Annotated in this window: 10 protein-coding genes; 2 read left to right on the top strand and 8 right to left on the bottom strand. The window is 65.4% G+C overall.

Going from position 1 to position 19,849, the window contains the following annotated elements:
* Nucleotides 1–71: 71 nt before the first annotated feature.
* The 7 genes from pgi to glgA form a co-directional block, all read right to left on the bottom strand.
* The gene (pgi, locus tag ACODSZ_RS02630) at nt 72–1,775 is read right to left on the bottom strand and encodes a glucose-6-phosphate isomerase (protein ID WP_488926987.1); all 1,704 of its coding nucleotides are present in this window, start codon (nt 1,773–1,775) and stop codon (nt 72–74) included.
* 165 nt (nt 1,776–1,940) lie between these two features.
* Nucleotides 1,941–4,898, bottom strand: a complete 2,958-nt coding sequence (treY, locus tag ACODSZ_RS02635; protein WP_488926988.1) for a malto-oligosyltrehalose synthase — start codon at nt 4,896–4,898, stop codon at nt 1,941–1,943.
* On the bottom strand, nt 4,898–7,168 hold the full coding sequence (gene malQ, locus ACODSZ_RS02640) for a 4-alpha-glucanotransferase (RefSeq protein WP_175343485.1): 2,271 nt from the start codon (nt 7,166–7,168) through the stop codon (nt 4,898–4,900). Before malQ ends, treY begins: the two co-directional genes overlap by 1 nt.
* Nucleotides 7,165–9,066 (bottom strand): malto-oligosyltrehalose trehalohydrolase, encoded by a 1,902-nt coding sequence (gene treZ, locus ACODSZ_RS02645; protein ID WP_175343484.1) that lies wholly within the window; start codon nt 9,064–9,066, stop codon nt 7,165–7,167. The genes malQ and treZ overlap by 4 nt, the downstream gene beginning before the upstream one ends.
* Entirely contained in the window at nt 9,063–11,330 is a 2,268-nt protein-coding gene (gene glgX / locus ACODSZ_RS02650) for a glycogen debranching protein GlgX (RefSeq protein WP_488926989.1), read from the bottom strand. Before glgX ends, treZ begins: the two co-directional genes overlap by 4 nt.
* A 2-nt stretch (nt 11,331–11,332) precedes the next feature.
* Complete coding sequence (gene glgB / locus ACODSZ_RS02655) at nt 11,333–13,696, bottom strand: 1,4-alpha-glucan branching protein GlgB (protein WP_488926990.1); 2,364 nt, start codon at nt 13,694–13,696, stop codon at nt 11,333–11,335.
* 224 nt (nt 13,697–13,920) lie between these two features.
* A complete protein-coding gene (gene glgA / locus ACODSZ_RS02660) occupies nt 13,921–15,522 on the bottom strand; it encodes a glycogen synthase GlgA (protein ID WP_241822497.1) in 1,602 nt (533 codons plus the stop codon).
* Between the two features lie 875 nt (nt 15,523–16,397).
* On the opposite strand from glgA, the gene ACODSZ_RS02665 reads away from it, so the two are divergent.
* Nucleotides 16,398–16,580, top strand: coding sequence for a hypothetical protein (locus ACODSZ_RS02665; RefSeq protein WP_175343480.1), 183 nt, complete (start codon nt 16,398–16,400; stop codon nt 16,578–16,580).
* Nucleotides 16,581–16,733: 153 nt separating this feature from the next.
* Here the strand turns inward: ACODSZ_RS02665 and norR are convergent, their stop codons facing one another.
* The gene (gene norR, locus ACODSZ_RS02670; RefSeq protein WP_488926991.1) at nt 16,734–18,308 is read right to left on the bottom strand and encodes a nitric oxide reductase transcriptional regulator NorR; all 1,575 of its coding nucleotides are present in this window, start codon (nt 18,306–18,308) and stop codon (nt 16,734–16,736) included.
* A gap of 167 nt (nt 18,309–18,475) precedes the next feature.
* On the opposite strand from norR, the gene hmpA reads away from it, so the two are divergent.
* A complete protein-coding gene (hmpA, locus tag ACODSZ_RS02675) occupies nt 18,476–19,669 on the top strand; it encodes an NO-inducible flavohemoprotein (protein WP_488926992.1) in 1,194 nt (397 codons plus the stop codon).
* The last annotated feature ends 180 nt before the right edge of the window (nt 19,670–19,849 follow it).

Here is a 19,849-nt window from a genome sequence, read left to right on the forward strand (position 1 = left end):
ACAAGGACCATACACAAGCCCGGCAACGCGCTGTCGGGACGGGGGATGCCAGACCTTGGGGCCGCGACGGCTTATGCCGCCCCGGCTGCACCTGCATCCGCCCCCTGGCGGGCGCGGTAGAGGCGAATCAGGGCGTTGGTGGAACTGTCATGGTGCAGAGGTTCGGAGGGATCAAGCAACTCGCGCGCGGTACGCCGGGCCAACTGCTTGCCCAGCTCCACCCCCCACTGGTCGAAGGAATCGATATTCCAGATCACGCCCTGAGTGAACACGCTGTGTTCATACAAGGCCACCAGCGTGCCGAGGCTATACGGGGTGAGCTTGTCGAGCAGCATGCTGTTGCTCGGACGGTTGCCAGGGAAGACGCGATGCGGCGTCAGGGCCTCGGGCCCGCCCTCCTCGCGCACCCGCTGCGCGTTCTTGCCAAAGGCCAGCGCCTCGCTCTGGGCAAACATGTTGGCCATGAGCAGGGCGTGATGCTGGCCCAGCGCTTCCTGCGGCTGGCACAAGCCGATGAAATCGCAGGGCACCATCTGCGTACCCTGATGCAGCATCTGGTAGAACGAATGCTGACCGTTGATGCCATTGTCGCCCCAGTACACGGGCGAGGTCTGGTAATCCACGGCATCACCCTGCAGGGTGACCTGCTTGCCATTGCTCTCCATGGTCAGTTGCTGCAGGTAGGCTGGCAGGCGCTTGAGATACTGACTGTAGGGCAGCACTGCCTGACTGGCCGCACCGAAGAAATTGGTGTACCACACCGTGAGCATGCCGAGAATGACCGGCAGATTGGCCTCCAGCGGTGCCGTGCGGAAGTGTTCGTCCATGGCATGAAAGCCGGCCAGCATCTCGCGGAATTGCGCGGGGCCGATGGCGATCATGGTGGACAGGCCGATGGCACAGGTCATGGAATAGCGTCCGCCGACCCAGTCCCAGAAGCCGAACATGTTCTGCGGGTCGATGCCAAAGCGGCTGGCCTCTTCGATGTTGGTGGTGACGCCGACGAAATGACGGGCCACTGCGGCAGGCTCGCCCAATTGCCGGACCAGCCAGTCACGCGCGGCACGCGCATTGGTGGTGGTTTCGAGCGTAGTGAAGGTTTTGGAGCAGACGATGAAGAGCGTCTGCTCGGCGGGCAGGCTGCGCACGGTCTCAAGCAGCGCGGCCCCATCCACGTCGGAGAGGAAGTGAAGGGACAGGTCCGATTGCGCATAGGGGCGCAAGGCCTCGCAGGCCATCATCGGGCCGAGGTCGGAGCCGCCGATGCCGATGTTGACCACATGGCGGATGCGACGGCCCGTATGACCGGTCCACTGGCCGCTGCGGACTTGTTGAGCGAAGTTCTCCATACGGGACAGCACCTGCTGCACCTGGGCGATCACCTCCTCGCCCTCCACCATCAGCCGGGCGCTGGCCGGCATGCGCAGGGCCGTATGCAGGACCGAGCGCTGCTCGGTGGCGTTGATGCGCTCACCCCGGAACATGGCCTCGATGCGGTCCTGCAGTCCGCACTGGCGGGCCAGGTTCATGAGCAGGGTCATGGTCTGGCTGGTGACCAGGTTCTTGGAATAGTCGAGGTAGATGCCGGCGGCTTCGGCCACCAGGCTCTCGCCGCGCTTGTCATCGGCGGCGAACAGGCGCTCCAGCCGGAAGTGGCGGGCGCTGTATTGATGGTGTTCCTGCAGGGCGATCCAGGCGCTCTTCTCGGTCAGCGACTCGCGCTGGCCATAGGTAAACAGCGGCAGCTGCAGATCGGTGGCGGGCAGCTTGGTCATGTGCAAACTCCTTGTACAACATGGCGGATCCGGCGGACATGCCGGGCTCGCGTCATGGTAGTGGGACGCTGCACTGGCATGACATCGGACGGCGGGATATTCGCGTGTAGGAAAAAAGGAAGCCCCCCGAACAGCAAGCCGTCAGAGCACTGCGTCACCTCCCCCTCAACTGAGACTGAGCGTCAGCAATTCCACCGGTAGACTACCCAGGATATCGGCTACGGCGATGCTGCCGCCGCGTTCCCCATCCGGCATGGCACATTCGCTCAGTTCGCCCTCGCCACTGGTGAGTACGCTGCGCCAGCGGCGCAGCGTACTCCCTGTGTGGGACAGTGCTTGCGGGAGCGCAATGCGGGTATCCCCCCAAGCCTCGGCAGACACCAGCGGCAAGGCTTCTTCGCGGCGCCCCTCGAAGGACAGCAGATGGGCCGCCAGGCGCGTACAGAGCACCACTGTCGCCTGCCAGTCGCTCTCGCCTTCCTGTTGTCCCGGCAGCAGCCGGGCAAAGGCGATCACATGGCGCGCCAGCTTGCCATGCGTGGCCAGCGGCAGGTAATGGCCGTCAGCGAACAGGTCCGCATGCTCGCGCCGGTACTGCAGCACCGCATGAATCAATTGCTGCTTGGCGCTGCCGCTCTGCCATTGGCGCAATGAAACCGGCCGGCTGATGGCATCGGCCAGCCGCCGCTCACGCAGTGCGAAATCCACCGCCCGACGGTTGTCCGGATCGACCATGCTCAGGTCCCACAGCTCACTACCCTGGTAGAAATCGGGCACGCCCGGCGAGGTCAGTTTGAGCATGGTCTGGGACAAGCTGTTGACAGTCCCCAAGGGCGCCAGGCGACGAACGAAATCCTCCAGCTCGGTGAGGAAAGGATGATGGCGCGGATCCAGCCCCGGATCACACAGCAATGCCCGCGTAAAGCGCTCGCAGGCCGCCTCGTATTCACTCTGCGGCGCCACCCAGTCGCTGCGGCGCTTGGCTTCGCGCAGGGCCTTGCGCTGCCAGGCGACGACCCGCTCGGCCAGCTCGCCCAAGGCAATCAGGTCGTCATCGCCGACGCGCATGCCGTCCGGCCAGACGCCCACCAGGGTCTGGTACAGCATGCACTCATCGACCGCATCAATGCCGCCTTGCTGGCCTGACGTGGCGGCCGCGATGGGCGCGTTGAGCTGGTGCCAGTGGCGCAGCACGGTGGACCACTCCTCGGCGATCTCGGAGAGGGCCGCCAGGCGCATGCGGGCATCCTCGCCACGCTTGTGGTCGTGCGTCGCGGTGGCCAGGAGACTGCCCGGCATCTGCCGGGCGCGTCGTGCCGCCAGCTGATGAAAGTGCGAGACCGACATGGCCAGACGGGCCGGTTCGGCCCCTACTTCGTTGCGCGAGAGCAAACGGCCATAGCGGTAGAAGGCCGTGTCCTCCATCGACTTGGCCGTCAGCGGCGGAGTCAGTTGCTGGAAGCGGGCGATGGCGCGCAGCTGCAAGGCGCGGCGATGGGCATGGCGGCTGTCGAGCAGGAGGTCACCGCCCAGCCAGCCTTCCACCACGTGCAACGTGGCATGATCGGCTGCATGCAGGGTCGTGGCGGCCTTCTGAGCCGTACTGGCCAGCAGTTCGCGCTGCTGCGCCGGCATGCCCTGCTCGTTGGCATAGGTGCGGTACACCGGAAAATGCACCAGCAGCTCGGCCACCGCCCGGCGGATGGACATGAGCGTCAGGTCGCGAGTCTGCGTGGCGCTGCGGGCAAGCTGGTGCAGGCACAGCGTGAGCGCATTGAATTCTGCGGCAAAGTTGCGTGCCAGGAAGCTGCGCCGCGCCTCCTGCACCATGCTCGGGAAATGGCACAGCTCGCCCGGTCCGTGACTTTGCAGTTGATCGGCCGTGGCCGGCATGTCGCCGACGATGTCGCGCCAGAGTTCATCGAGTATCGGCTCGCCTTCGCCATCATGGAGGACGGCAGCGCACTGCTCCATGAATTCATAGCCGGTGGTGCCGTCGAGTTGCCAGCCCGCTGGCAGGGTCTCGTCTCCCGCCAGGATCTTTTCGGCGATCAGATACGGCTCGTGGTCGGGCCGCAGCGCGCGCAGACGCTGGCGCAACTTCAGGCAATAGCGACCCGGGTCGGTGAGGCCGTCGATATGGTCCAGTCGCAGGCCATCGATGATGCCCTCGGCGTAGAGACGGAAGATCTCGGCGTGCATGGCCTCGAAGACGTCTTCGCGCTCCACCCGCATGCCCGCCAGTTCGCTCACTTCGAAGAAGCGGCGCCAGTTGATCTCGTCGGCGGCATTGCGCCAGCAGGCCAGACGATAGTGCTGGCGCTCCAGCAACTGATGCAGGGCACTGCGCCCATGCGGCTGACCCGCCGAAAAGGCGCCGAGCGCGGCATCGATGTCGGCCATGACATCGGGGTCGGCAGCCAGCTGGCGCAGTTGCTCGCGGGCGGCTGCGGCATGGCCATCCTTGTCCGGATGCGCGGGATCGATGGCGGCGAAGGCCGCGATCACCTCGCCCAGGCGCGTACTGCCGGCCGTCTCCAGCACGACGGCATGGTCAGTCGGCGCGAGCGGGAAAATGTGCTCATGGTGGGCCACCTGCAATTGGCCCTGATCGGCGTCCAGACGCAGGATCAGTTCGCCCGCTTCCAGCGCTTCGGCATAGGGCTGGCCGAGGAAAGGCAGCAACACCTTGCCATCGAGTGCCGGGTCGGAGCTGTCCCATTGGATATCGAACCATTCGGCGTGGCGGCTGTGGCGGCCCCAGCGCAGGACGTCCTGCCACCAGGCATTGTGATGGCCCACCGCCATGTGGTTGGGCACGATGTCGACCACCAGCCCCATTCCCTGCGCGCGCAGGCGCTGGTGCAGTTGCAGCAGTCCGGCCTGGCCGCCCAGTTCGGGATTGATGCGAGTGGGGTCGACCACGTCGTAGCCGTGGGTCGAACCGGGGCGCGCCACCAGAATGGGCGAGAGGTAGAGGTGGCTGATGCCCAGGCGGTGGTAATAGTCCACCGTCCGGGCGGCATGCTCGAAGCGGAAATCGCGGTGCAACTGCAGCCGTGCCGTGGCGCGCGGGATGCTGCGGCGCGCGGCGCGGTCCGGCGATAAGGAAGGGGCTGCCATCAGATCTCCTTGGCGATACTGCCGCGCACACGGCGCAGGCGCTCCAGCCTGGCCCTGGCGGCATAGGCGCAAAACAGCTGCGGCATGTCCTCGGGCAGGCGACGACGCCAGTTGGGGTGGGGCTCGGTCATGCCGGGCAGGTTGGGTTGCTGGCTCAGGCCGAGAATGTCTTCCACCGGCACCACGGCCAGCGGCGCCGGGGTGGCTGCCACATATTCCAGTGCCGCATCGACGGCGATGGCGCACTCCTGCGGCACTTCCGGCAAGCCGGACCCGGCATCGCCTGCGGACACGGTGCACGCCACTTCCGGCAGCGGCCCGCTGGCCAGGCCCTGCTGCACCAGGGCCTGCCAGAGCTGGCTGCGCTCGTGGTAGCGCTGCTGGCGGGCAGCCGGCAAGCCCTGCTCGAGCTGGCCCAGGTGATCGCGCCAGGCCAGATCGGCAGCAGACCACCAACCGGCCACGGTCGGCAGATCATGCGTCGTCGTCACCGCAATGGCCTGGGGCGACCAGGCCGATGGCGGGAGGAAAGCCTGCTGGTCGCGCTGGAACCAGAGCACACGGATACCGGACACGCCGGCCGCATCGAGCACGGTATCGAAACCGGGCGGCACCGTGCCGAGGTCCTCGCCGATGACCACGGTGCGATGACGCCACGACTCCAGCGCAATCAGGCGCAACATGTCCTGCTGCGGGAAAGATACATAGGCCCCCGCATCGGCATGGCAACCCTGCGGCACCAACCACAAGCGGTTCAGGCCCAGCACATGGTCGATGCGCACTCCCCCGCCCTGCGCAAACGTGGCGCGCAGCATGGACAGGTAGGCGCGGTAGCCGGACCGGCGCAGGGCCAGCGGCGAGAAAGCGCCCAGCCCCCAGTTCTGCCCTTGCGGGGCCAGACGATCCGGCGGGGCACCCACGGTCAGTCCCGCTGCGATCTCGTCCTGATGGCTCCAGGCCTGGCTGCCGCCGTTGTCGGCACCGACGGCCAGGTCGGCGATCAGACCGATGGCCATGCCGGCCTGGCGCGCGCTCTCCTGGGCCTGTGCCAACTGGCGCGCGGCCTGCCATTGCAGGAACAGGTGGAAATCAATCTCGCCGGCATGCCCGGCCGCAAAGTCCTGCATTTCCGGCGTATCGGGATGGCGGCCAGCCTCGCCCCACGCTCGCCAGTCGCAGCAGCCGGGCATGCCCTGGCTGCTCAGATGATGGCTGTAGGCTTCAAACAAGGCGTGGGCGCGCAATGCGGCGCCGCCTTCGAGCTGGAAGGCGGCAAAGGCCGCCTGTTGCTTCACATCGCCCGCATGTTCGGTACGAAACAGGGCATACAGGCGACGCAGCAGGGTCATGCGATGGGCACCGGCGCGCGCCCAGTCGATCAGCGTGGATTGTTGCAGGCGCTGGTGGGCGGAAATCATTTCCGACCCGCCTTCGGCCAGCACCTGAGCCTGGGCGTCGGCACCGAGGATGCCAGCCGGATCGATCAGGAAAGGATTGAGAAACAAGCGGCTGGACGGCGAATACGGACTGCTGCGGCCGGGATCGGCAGCAAACATCGCATGCAGCGGCGACATCGCCAGCGCAGCGGCCCCGTATTGCGCGGCCATCGGCGCCAGTGCCGCCAGCGCGCCGAAGTGGCCGATACCGCCATCACCATAGACCTTGCGCGCCGGCTTGAGACTGTCGGTGCGCAAGGCATAGACTTGCGCGGCCAGCGCCCAGCCGCGCTCGCGGCCCTGCTCTGCCAGCGCGTCGGCAATGCTGTAGCAGCGCGGTGGTGCGATGGCCAGGGTCAGGATATGCCCCGCCACCAGCAGTCGGTGATAGCCGGGCACGTGGATGGGCGGCAGGGTCGGCGGCGCGTTCAGATCGGACGAAATCAGCAAGGTCAGGCGCGCGCCGTTGTCCAGCTCGACGCGGCAGGACAGTCCGTGCAGGCGCGAATGCGCAGGCAGCGGGACAGGCTGGTGCTGCACGCCCGTGAGCAAGGGCGGCAGGTAACCGACGGCGTGCTCGCGGTCCAGCAGCGCCAGGCTGTCATGGCAATCCCCGGACGTGGCGCAGGGCAGGCCCAGCGCTTCCAGGATGGCCTGCAAGGCCTCGTCGGCGACGACCTGCGGCTGGTCATAGGCATCGATCCAGTGGATCGCGATGCCGGCACGCTCAGCCAAACGATATAAATCGTTTTCAAGCGTGGTCTGCTTGTACAAGGGCGCAGCCGCGGTCGGTGCCACGAGCGCGTCGGCATGCTGGCCAAGGGCGGCGTTCATGCTGTGCTCCCGGGTGCGGTGGCAGCACCCGGCGGCTCTCGCAGTACCAGGATGGCATGCCCTGGGAAGCTGCCAGCGGCCAGCGCCGCCAGTGCGCCGCCACTGTCGAAGAGCACATCGGCGCCAGCCGGCTGGCTCAACTGGTCCAGGGCCTGTGGCAGCGCGGCTTCATCGAGATTGACGGTGATGTTGAGGACGCTGCCATTGGCCAGCTGCCAGCGGGCATGGACCGCCTTTGGACCGATGGCGCGGGCCTCCAGCGCCCTGGCGCCGCGCAGATAGGGGGCAATATGCAGCTTGCGGATGTGCAGCAGTTCGGCCACACGACGCAGACAGGCCGCCGAACCGGGCGCCGGGCCCGGCTCCGGGATGGAAGAGACGAAGGTGGCAAAACTGTTGGGGTCCGGAATCTGCTCCAGCAATGCGGGATCGGCGAATTGCGGGAAGCGTGCGAACTCGCGTCGGCGCCCTTCACGCACGGCCCTCACCAGCTCTTCATCGCGATGGCTGGTGAAATACAGGAAGGGCTGCACCGCGCAGAATTCCTCGCCCATGAACAGCATTGGCACCTGCGGTGCCAGCAGGATCAGCGCCTGCGCGGCGTGCAGCGCCAGCGGATGGGCCAGCACGGTGAGTCGCTCACCAAAGGCGCGGTTGCCGATCTGGTCGTGGTTCTGCAGGAAATTGACAAAGGCCGTCGGCGGCAGGTCCGCACTGGGTTCGCCGCGCGGCTCCCCAGAATAGGGCGAGACCTCGCCCTGGTAGACAAAACCCTGTTGCAGACAGCGCGCCAGTTTCTCGGCAGGCGCCTCGGCATAGGCGGCGTAGTAGCCGCTGTCTTCACCGGTGAGCAGCACGTGCAGGACGTGGTGCGCATCGTCATTCCACTGCGCATCGTAGACATGAGTGGAACGCTCGCGCACCTGCCCGATCTCGGCCAGGTCCGCCTCGACTTGCACGGCGGCGGTATGGCCCAGCAGGTGGGCGGCATTGCCATCGTGCTCCAGCACCAGATGCACGTGACGCTCGCTGCCGATTTCGGCGCGGATGCGCTGGCCCAGATTCACCAGCCAGTCCGGTTCGCAGATGGCATGCACGGCATCCAGGCGCAGACCGTCGAAACGGTATTCCTGTAGCCAGTAGAGCGCGTTCCGGGTGAAGAAATCGGCCACCTCGGGGCGGCGGAAATCGATGGTCGCGCCCCATAGCGTATTCATGTCATGGCGGAAGAATTCCGGGGCATAGCTGTGCAGGTAATTGCCATCCGGACCGAAGTGGTTGTAGACCACATCAAGGAACACCATCATGCCCAGCCCGTGGGCGGTATCGATCAGGGCCTTGAGCTGGTCCGGGGTGCCATAGCTGGCATCCGGTGCGAAAGGCAGCACACCGTCGTAGCCCCAGTTGTGGGCACCGGGGAATTCCGCCACCGGCATCAGTTCGATGGCCGTGATGCCCAGCTCGGCCAGTTCGGCCAGACGTTGCTGGATACCGGCAAAGCCGCCCAGCGCGCCCGGATGCAGTTCGTAGAGCACGGTCTCTTCCCACGGACGGCCCTGCCAGTTCGGATGCTGCCAGAGGAAGGCTTGCGCATCCACCACCACGCTGGGATCGAAGACATCTCCGGCCTGCCCGCGTGAAGCCGGGTCCGGTGCCACCACCTCACCCTGCTCGCGGGTCTGGAACACGTAGCGATACAGGGTGCCCGGATCGCATTCGGTCTCCAGCACATACCACGCCGGGGCGGCTGGATCTTCCGACCTCATCGGCACACGGCCCCGTCCGATGATCTCCACGGCGACCGCCTCGGCACCCGGTGCCCAGACGCGGAAACGAACCTGGCCGGGGCCAGTGACCTGGGCGCCAAACGGCAGCCTCACGGAAAAGCGGGCACTCATGCGCGTTCTCCCCATTCATTGCGTTTGATCCACTCATTGGCCGCCAGTGGATAGATGGCCGATGACAGGTGCAAGGGCCGGTTGGCAAAGACCTGCAAGGTATGGGCCTGCACCTGCACGCTCGCACTGCCCGCCGTCTTGAGCCGGGCGCCCTCTCCTTCCGGCATGCCGGTCGGCCGGGCACTGTCGAGCAGGAGGAAGTACTCGCCTTGGGTGCGCGGGAAGTGGAATTCGATCGGCTCGTGCCCGGCATTGACGAAAATCATCAGCACATCCGGCGCCACGTCCTGTGCCTCGCCTGCTCCGTCCGCACCGGTGCCGGCCGCGTCCTGCAGACGCGAACTCAGCTGCTTGTGCGGCTCCACGCGCTTGCCCGCCAGTTGCAGGGTGATGGCGCGCGCCACCGGATTGTTCCAGTCCTCGCTGGAGACCGGTTGCGCGGCCTCGTCGAACCACGCCACATCCGGCAGACCATCGGCCACGGTCTGCTTGCCGTGCAGGAAGTCGCTGGCGCGCAGCACCTCGAAGTCGCGCCGGATGGCGGTCACCCGGCCGACGAAGGCGGTCAGCGCCGCGCCCTCGGGTGAGCGGGCCTGTTCCCAGTCGATCCAGGAGATCTCGTTGTCCTGGCAGTAGGCGTTGTTGTTGCCGCCCTGGCTGCGATGGAATTCGTCACCGGCCAGCAGCATGGGGGTGCCTTGCGCCAGCAGCGTGGAGGCCAGCATGGAACGCTGCACACAGGCGCGTGTGGCCTGGATGGCGGGATCATCGGTAGCGCCTTCGGCACCCCAGTTGTAGCTGGCGTTGTCGTTGTGGCCGTCGTTGTTGTTCTCGCCGTTGGCCTCGTTATGCTTGCCGTTGTAGCTGACCAGGTCACGCAGGGTGAAACCGTCATGCGAGGCGATGAAGTTGACGCTGGCCCAGGGCTTGCGGCGGTTGTGTTCGAACAGTTCAGCCGAACCCAGCATGCGCTGGGCGAAACCACCGCGCATGGCTTCGTCGCCCTTCCAGAACTTGCGCATGTCGTCGCGGAACTTGTCGTTCCATTCGCCGAAACGGGCCGGGTGCTTGCCGAGCTGGTAGCCGCCGGGACCGATGTCCCAGGGTTCGGAGATGAGCTTGAGCTTCGACAGCACCGGGTCCTGCAACAAGGCATCGAAGAAACCCGAACCAGGGTCGAAACCGTGCGCCTCGCGCCCCAGTGTGGAACCCAGGTCGAAACGGAAGCCATCGATATGGAAGGACTGCGCCCAGTAGCGCAGCGAATCCATGACCATCTGCAACACGCGCGGGTGCGACAGGTTCAGCGTGTTGCCACAGCCGGTATCGTTGATGTGGTAACGCTCCTGGCCCGGCAGCAGGCGGAAGTAGCTGGCATTGTCCAGGCCACGGAAGGACAGTGTGGGCCCCAGTTCGCTGCCGCAGCTGCTGTGGTTGTAGACCACGTCGAGGATCACCTCGATACCGGCGCTGTGCAGGCGGCGCACTGCCATGCGCAGTTCATTGGGGTCGCCCATGGAGAGGTAGGACGGTTCCGGCGCGAAATAGGCCAGTGTGCTGTAGCCCCAGTAATTGGAGAGACCACGTTCGATCAGGAAGCTGTCTTGCAGGAAGGCATGCACCGGCATGAGTTCCAGCGTGGTCACGCCCAGGCGCAGCAGGTGGTCGATGAAGGCCGGATCGGACAAGGCGGCGAAGGTGCCGCGCTCATGCGGCAGCAGATCCTCGCGCATCCTGGAAATCCCCTTGACGTGGGCTTCGTAGATCACGGTCTTGTTCCAGGGCACTTGCGGCAGGCGATCATGTTCCCACACGAAGGCATCATCGGTGACCATGGCCTTGGGCATGGCGGCGGCGCTGTCGCGGCGATCAAAGGACAGATCGGCGCGTGCCGAGTGCAGGCGGTAGCCATAGAGCGCATCGGTCCAGCGCACCTGGCCGACCAGGCGCCTGGCATAGGGGTCCAGCAGCAGCTTGTTGGGGTTGAAACGATGGCCCTTGTTGGGCTCGTAGGGACCGTGGGCGCGGAAACCATAGACCAGTCCGGGGGCGGCACCGGGCAGATAGCCGTGCCACACTTCATCGGTGCATTCGGGCAGGGTGATGCGCTTCAATTCGCGCTTGCCGGACGGGTCGAACAGGCACAGATCCATGCGGGTGGCGTTGGCCGAGAACACCGCGAAGTTGACCCCCAGGCCATCGGAGCTGGCGCCCAGGGGGTAAGGCAGGCCTGGCATCAGGCGATCAGGAAAGGCGACGCTCATTATCAGGACTCTCTGCGCAGGATCAGGGTGGACAGCGGAGGCAGGTTCAGCTCGATGGAAGTCGGGTGGCCATGCCAGCCGACGTCCTGCACTTGTACCTGGCCCAGGTTGCCGCTGTTGCTGCCGCCATAGACGGCGGCATCGGTGTTGAGCACTTCGCGCCAGACCCCGTTGCGGCCGGGTGCAGCGGGCGGCACGCCGATGCGGTAGCGGGTGCGCGGCACCGGCGTCAGGTTGACCACGATGAGCACCGGCGGACCTTCATCGGCATAGCGGAAATACGCCAGCACGCTGTTGACACTGTCGTCGCCCACCGCCCACGAGAAGCCATCGGCGCGACAGTCGCGCTGGTGCAGGGCCGGTTCGCTGCGATAGAGATGATTGAGATCGCTGACCAGCTGGCGCAACTGGCGGTGCCCGGCAGGATGGCCGCCGTGTTCATCCAGCAGATGCCAGTAGGGCGACTTGTCATGGTCGAACTCATCGGGCTGGCCGAACTCGCTGCCCATGAACAGCAGCTTCTTGCCGGGATGGCTCCACATGAAGCCGAAATAGGCGCGCACGTTGGCAAAGCGGCGCCATTCATCGCCCGGCATCTTGTTCAACAGCGCGCGCTTGCCGTGGACCACCTCATCGTGCGATATCGGCAAGATGAAGTTTTCGGAGAATCCATACAGCAGACCGAATGTCATGTCGTGATGGTGATAACGCCGGAACAGCGGGTCATGTTCCATGTAGCGCAGGGTGTCGTTCATCCAGCCCATGTTCCACTTGTAGCTGAAGCCCAGGCCGTGATGATCGGCCTGGTCCTGGACCTCGGCGGTCACGCCGGGCCAGGAGGTGGATTCTTCGGCGATCATCAGCACACCGGGGCAGCGCTGCGCCACCACGGTATTGAGCTCGCGCAGGAAGGCCACGGCCTCCAGGTTCTCGCGGCCGCCGTGAACGTTGGGCACCCACTGGCCGGACTTGCGGCTGTAATCGCGATAGAGCATCGAGGCCACCGCATCCACACGCAGACCGTCGACGTGGAAATGCTCAATCCACTCCAGGGCGCTGGCGATCAGGAAGCCGCGCACTTCATTGCGGCCGAGATTGAAGATCAGCGTGTTCCAATCCTGGTGGAAGCCCTCGCGCGGATCGGCGTGCTCGTAGAGCGCGGTGCCGTCGAATTGCGCCAGCCCATGCTGGTCACTCGGGAAATGCGCCGGCACCCAGTCCAGCAGCACGCCGATGCCGGCCTGGTGGCAACGGTCGACGAAGGCGGCGAAGCGCTCCGGTTTGCCGAAGCGCGCGCTGGGCGCAAACATGCTGATGGGTTGGTAGCCCCAGGAGCCGCCGAAGGGATGCTCCATCACCGGCATGAGTTCGATATGGGTAAAGCCCATCTCCAGCACATAGGGGATCAGCTGATCGGCCAGCTCATCCCAGCTCAGGTTGCGATGGGCCTGTTCCGGCACGCGGCGCCAGGAAGCGGGATGGAGCTCGTAGATGGACATCGGCGCCGAGCGCGACTGGCGCTGCGCACGCTCGGCCATCCACTGCTGGTCCTGCCAGAGATACGGACGAGCGTCGGCCACCACCGAGGCAGTGGCCGGCGGGGCTTCGGTCGCGCGCGCCACCGGATCGGCCTTGAGCGGCAGCAACACGCCGTCGCGCCCGACGATCTCGTACTTGTAGACGTCGCCGGGACCGATGCGCGGAATGAACAGCTCCCACACGCCCGGCTCGTGGCGCAGGCGCATGACATGGCGGCGGCCATCCCACTGGTTGAAGTCGCCCACCACCGAGACGCGCTCGGCATTGGGGGCCCATACCGCAAAGCGGGTACCGGGTACGCCATCGATCTCCATCGGGCGCGCACCCAGGCAATCGGCCAGCTGACGATGCCGCCCCTCCTGCAGCAGGTGCAGGTCGAGCTCACCAAGCAGCAGGCCGAAGGCATAAGGATCCTCGGTCGCTTGCACGCTGCGGCTGCCGTCGGGGATCGGCCAGTCTACCTCCAGCGTATAAGGCACTGCATGGCGCCGCTGGTCCAGCCCGGTGACCACGCCGCTGAAGAAACCGCTGGCTTGCCCGTGCAGCTGGAGTTGCTGCAACTCGCCCAGCAACACCCCACTGTGGCGGCAGCGCACCCGCACTGCGGCGGCACCGGGGTGGAAGGCGCGAAGGGACGACACGCCGCCGGGCTGGCGCCCGTAGCGCGGGCCCAGCAGGCTGAAGGGCTGCGCCAGACGCCCTGCCAGCAGGGCCTGAAGCAGGCCCTGTTCTTCAAAGGAAAGGGACAAGGCAGTTTGCTCCGGGAAACCGGTGCAATGAGAGGGCGAAGACGGTTGCGCCGAGCTGGCGTCGGAAACATCTTCCATGGACTCCGTGGAAGCCCTGTACGCCGTGACAGACATGCCGGACATGCACACTCCTGTTGTTGTTATCGGGTTGATCGAAATAACGCAAAAAAACGGAATCAAAAACCGGCGCGTTGGAGCGGCGCGCCGGCAAACACTTCCCCTGCCCGGCCCACGTGGACCGGGTGAGGATCAGATCGGAATGTCGCCAGGGCCCAGAGCTCAGCAGGCCCCGCAAGCGTCGCTCAGGCAGCGGCCACTGACACCGGTACGCCCACCGCCCCCGCCAGTGCCGCAGCGATGGCGGCAGCCGGGCTGACCGCGCGCTCATGCTGTGCATGGGCCTGTGCGGCGGGCCGTTCGACGGCCAGCGGACGTGGAGCGAACAGCGGACGCACCGCCATGTCGGCCACGTGGGCATAGGCATCGAGGTAGGCGCGGGTGGGTCCGGCCCAGTCGCAGTCGATGCTCATGGCATTGCGCTGCACGCTCTGCCAGCGCTCCGTGTCACCGTAAAGGGCGAAGGCACGTGCCACGGCATGCTGCATGTCGGCTGCGGTCTCGCCTTCGAAGAGCACGCCGGTGGCGCGCTGCGGGTCGAGGTCGGCATCGCGGACGGTATCGACCAGCCCGCCCACACGCGAGCCGATGGGGATGGCGCCGTAACGCATCGCATACAGGGGCGTGAGGCCGAAAGGCTCGAAACGGGTCGGGTGCAGCAGCATGTCGCTGCCGGCGTGCAGGGCGTGGGCCCGGCGCTCGTCATAGCCGATATGCACGGCGATGCGACCGCGATAGTGCTCGGCCAGATCGAGGAAGGCCGCTTCGTAATCATGGTCGCCACACCCCAGGATCACCACCTGCAGGCGCGGATGGCGCGCCATGATGCCGGGCAGTGCCTCGATCACCACATCGGCCATCTTCTGGTGCGAGATCCGCGAGCCCAGACCCATCACCGGGGCGAAGGGATCAACCGGCAGGCCGAAGAGCTTTTGCAGGTCGCGCTTGCAGGCGGCCTTGCCCTTCATGTTGCCGATGCTGAAGTTGCGGGCAATGAGCGGATCATCGGCGGGATTCCACAGCGCGGCATCGATGGCATTGGGGATGGCGCGCAGGTCCAGCTTGCGGAAGGACAGGATGCCGTCCATGCCGCAGCCGAAGCGCGGGGTCATGATCTCTTCGGCGTAGTTCTTGCTGACGGTGGAGACGCAGTCCGAGAAACGGATGCCGGCCTTGAGGAAGGACAGCTTGCCCCAGTATTCGACGCCGTCGCCGGTCAGGAGATGCTGGGGGATGCCGATCTGCTCGGCCGATTCCAGCGCAAAATTGCCCTGGAAGGCGAGATTGTGGATGGTCAGCATGGTGCCGATGTGATCCAGTCCGCGCAGCTTGAGCAGGCAGGGAATCAGGCCGGCATGCCAGTCGTTGGCATGCACCACGTGCGGCACCGGCAGACTGGTTTCGCCGGCGCAGATGGCCACGGCCGCATGCGACAGATCGGCGAAGCACAGGGCGTTGTCGCTGAACTCGACGCCATCACTATCGACGTAGGGATTGGCGCCACGCTGGCGAAAACGCGCCGTATCCAGCAACAGCGCCGGCACCTCGGTGCCGGGGACGGTGCCGCGCAAGAGGCGGCCGGCGCCACCGGGCAGACCGTGCTTCAAACCGATCTGTACCGTGTCGCCAAGGTTGCGCACCGCCTCCGGATAGGCGGGCATGAGGATGCTGGCATCGATACCGACTTTGCGCAGCGATACGGCCAGCGCCGTCATCACGTCGGCCAGGCCGCCGGTCTTGACGAGCGGTACGGCCTCTGAGCTGACTAACAGAACTCGAGCTTGCAAGATGGACCCCTAATGTGTGAAAGCACCTGAGATGGAAAGCACCCTTGGCTCGTCGCATCGCATGGTTTGTCGTCCCGGCCGTGGCTTGATCCGGTGGCCGGGGCGAAAACATGTCCTTCTTGTTGATGTTGGACTGGACAGTCTGTTGAGCGCCGATGATTGACGTTATACGGATCGGCAGATCCGCTCACTATCGGACAGCGGCCTGAGATGGCGTAGGATGAATCCTACTGTTGCAGCGCGGCGAAAAATCCCTCATGCGCGCCTGCGTTGACGCGCTGCGCCGGTATCTTGCTGGCGGCTTGCGGTGGTCGATCACGGAAGAGCTGGCAACGCTGCATTGGCACTGCGTTGCCAGATGAGCTGGTGAAACGGCGCAATGATTCGGGCGGCATGAAGGCTTTGAAGCATCCAAACTATCTAAACGATTTAAACCATTTAACTCATTTAAATCATTTAAATTATTTCGCAGCGAGCACCACCAAGACGGCAAGCAGGAAGTGCGTCCCGAACCCTCATTGCTTACGTCAGGTGCAAGGAAGCTTCATGTTAGTGAGCCGGGGACGGAGGCGCAAATTGAACCTCGCTATGTGCAGCCCGTCGTCATTGCGCCCCTGTATCCCTCATCCGTGGCAGCGACCGCCCGGCCCCGGACTCAGGCGTCGACCCACGAGGATTGTCAGGCTTCAACATTGCGCGTCTTCCTACAAAAATTTAAGCCGCTCACTACCTGTTGCAGCGCAACCAAAACGGCTAATATTGCATCATTCGGATTGCCAAAACGTTCATATCCCTGATATCGCGTAGGGCAGTCCCGCCCGCCCTGCATTGCCACCGGCGGGCCTGCACGAGATTTTCATCCCTTGGAGATCATCATGTCGCAACTCAACCCCGGCATTACCGGCACCGACCCTGCAAGTGCACCCGTGAAGGTCGTCAGCGCCCCGCCCGAAGACCTGCAGCACGTCAACGACGATGCCGCAGCGGCCCGCAACCTGACGGCCATCCGCATTCGCGGCCAGCTGGCAGAACTGGACGTGGAGCACCAACAGGTCTGATGTCGTAGCTCTGATGTCGTCCCGGGCTTCGCGGTTTTTGACACGAAGCTTCATGGCCATTGCGGCCGGAATCAGGAAGGGTCCCGGCCCTGAAGGATTCCGGCCGTTTTCTTTTCTTTTTCTTCATATCGCCCGGAAACCGCCGTCCCACGGCTAGCGCAGGCCCAGGCGCCTGGCCAGGCGGTTCAGGTTGGCCCGGTCCAGGCCCAGTTCGCGCGCGCTGGCGGCCAGGTTGCCGCCATGGCGCTGCAGGCTGTCGGCCACCAGCTTGCGCTCGAAGCGCTCCACCGCGGACCGCAGGTTCGGCGCCGGAGGACCCGGATCATCCTGCTCCGACGCGCTTTGCTGCGGCGGCGCTGCCGTGCGCGCCTGATCCAGTTCGAGCGAGGTCGCCTCCAGCGTGAGGATGTTCGGCCGCCGCGCTTGCGCGGCCAGGGCGCGCAGGGCGCTGCGGCCAATCAGGTGCTCCAGTTCGCGGATGTTGCCGGGCCAGGGGTACTCCAGCAAGGCGCGCTGGGCGTCGGCGGACAGGCGCAGGCTGGCCAGGCCCAGGCGCGCCCGGTTCTGTTCCAGGAAATAGCCCGCCAGCAGCAGCACGTCACGTCCGCGCTCGCGCAAGGGCGGTACGCGAATCGGGAAGACCGAAAGACGATGATAGAAATCAGCCCGGAAATGGCCGCGTTTGACCTCCTCGGCCAGATCGCGATTGGTGGCCGCGATCAGCCGAACATCCACGCGGTGTTCGCGGTCCGAGCCCACCCGCTGCAACTGCCCGCTTTGCAGCACCCGCAACAGCTTGGCCTGCACCGCCAGCGGCAGTTCCCCGACTTCATCCAGGAACAAGGTGCCGCCATCGGCCATCTCGAACTTGCCCCGTCGATCCGCCACCGCGCCGGAAAAGGCGCCGCGCACGTGGCCGAACAATTCGCTCTCCACCAGGGTGTCGGGCAAGGCGGCACAGTTCAGGCTGATCATGGGCTTGTGGGCGCGCGGCGAAGCGGCATGCAGGGCGTGCGCCACCAGCTCCTTGCCGGTGCCGGTCTCACCGCTGACCAGCACGGTCATGTCGCTGGGCGCGGCCATGCGGATCTCGTCCAGCAGTTGCTTCCGGGCGGGACTCTGTCCGATCAGTTCGCGCTTGCCCTGGCTCTCCTCCAGCCCCAGCCGGTAGGCTTCGGCGCGCTGGCGTGCCTGCTCCCCGGCTTGCGCCAGATCGTCGATGCGTTCGGCCACGTTGACTGTCGCCGCCGCCAGTGCCGCAAAGGCTTGCAGCGAGGCCATGTCCACCTGGTCGAAACGGCCCGCCCCCAGCGCATCGAGCGTGACCAGGCCCCAGGGGCGACCATTGACGGACAGCGCGCACCCCATGCAGTCATGCACTTCCAGCGCGCCCGAATGGGCATCGTTCAAGCCGTCGACCAGGCCATCGTAAGGGTCCGGCAGAGTCGAATCGGCAGGAAAGCGTGTCGGCGCGGCATTGGCCAGCAAGACGCCGAAGCGCGGATGGTCGGCAATGCGGAAACGTCGTCCCAGCGTGTCACTGGCCAGTCCGTCGATGGCCAGCGGCACCAGCATCTCACCCTCCAGCCGCAGCAGCGCAGCCGCATCGCAGGGAAAGAGCGTGCGCAAGGTCTGCAGCAGGCGGCGATAGCGCTCACGATCATCGATCTGGCGCGAGAGGTCGGCCACCAGGGGCAACAAGGCGTCCAGCAGCACTTTTGAGGTCATATCGACTACCAGCGAAAGAATAAAAAGTCATTATGACACAGGTCATTACTACCTCATCAATCAGCAAGTCATTGATTTCATTGGATTCATGCGGTGGCACGCGTCTTGTAACAAGGAGAGGGAACCGGCTATTCCGGCCCCTTCCCCACTCTCCTGAAAGGTTCAGCATGCTTACCGATGCCCAACTCGCCATCGTCAAATCCACCGTTCCCCTGCTCGAATCGGGGGGCGAGGCGCTGACCACGCATTTCTACAAGATGCTCATGCGCGACTATCCGCAGGTCCACCCGCTATTCAACCGTGCGCACCAGGCCAGCGGCGACCAGCCGCGGGCGCTGGCCAACGGCGTGCTGATGTACGCCCGCCACATCGACCGCCTGGAGGAACTGGGCCCACTGGCCGCGCAGATCATCAACAAGCATGTGGCCGTGCAGGTGCTGCCGGAGCACTACCCGATGGTGGGCGACTGCCTGCTGCGCGCCATCCGCGAAGTGCTGGGTGCGGAAATCGCCACCGATGCCGTCATCGACGCCTGGGCCGCCGCCTATGGCCAGTTGGCCGACATTCTGATCGGCGCCGAACGCCAGCAATACGATGCCAAGGCGGTCGCACCCGGTGGCTGGCGCGGGGCGCGCAATTTCGTCGTCACGCGCAAGGTGGCCGAGAGCGAGGAGATCACCTCCTTCTACTTCGTGCCGCAGGATGGTGGTGCGCTGATGGACTTCGAGCCGGGCCAGTACATCGGCCTGCGCATGGTGGTCGACGGACTGGAGCAGCGACGCCAGTATTCGCTGTCGGCACCGCTGCGTCAGCACGGCCAGCCGCTGCAGTACCGGATCAGCGTCAAGCGCGAACCCGAAGGCAAGGTCTCGCGCCAGCTGCATGACCAGATCCATGTGGGGTCGGTGGTGGAACTGTTCCCGCCCGCCGGCGACTTCACGCTCAGCGCCAGTGACAAGCCACTGGTGCTCATCAGCGGCGGCGTGGGCGTTACGCCGATGATGACCATGCTGACAGCGGCCCTGCCGACTGGTCGTCCGGTGCATTTCATCCACGCGGCGCGCCACGGCGGCGTGCATGCCTTCCGCCGCCAGGTGGAAGAGCTGGCCGCGCGGCATCCGCAGTTGCGGGCGCATTTCTGCTATGAGCGGGCACGGGCGGGCGACCCGGCACCGTATGCCACCGGCTTCATCGATGCCGCGCTGCTGCAGCAATGGCTGCCGGCCACGCGCGATGTGGATGCCTACTTCGTCGGTCCCAAGCCGTTCATGAAGGCCATCAAGGCTGCACTGGGCGCGCTGGGCGTACCGGCGGCGCAGAGCCGATATGAATTTTTCGGACCGGCGGCAGCGCTGGAATGACCCTGGCACGCCAGACCGGCGGCCAATGGAGCGGGGGCGGCATGTGCCCCCGCCGGACTCCGGGCGACAGTATCCTCCCTCTGCGGCAAGTGAAGTCATTTGCAGAATTGACAGGGGCAGCCCAGGCCAATCCCACCAGGATTGATCTTCGACATGTTTTCCGCGATGCAGCAAATGCTA

It is taken from the genome of Herbaspirillum sp. FG34, assembly GCF_057809315.1.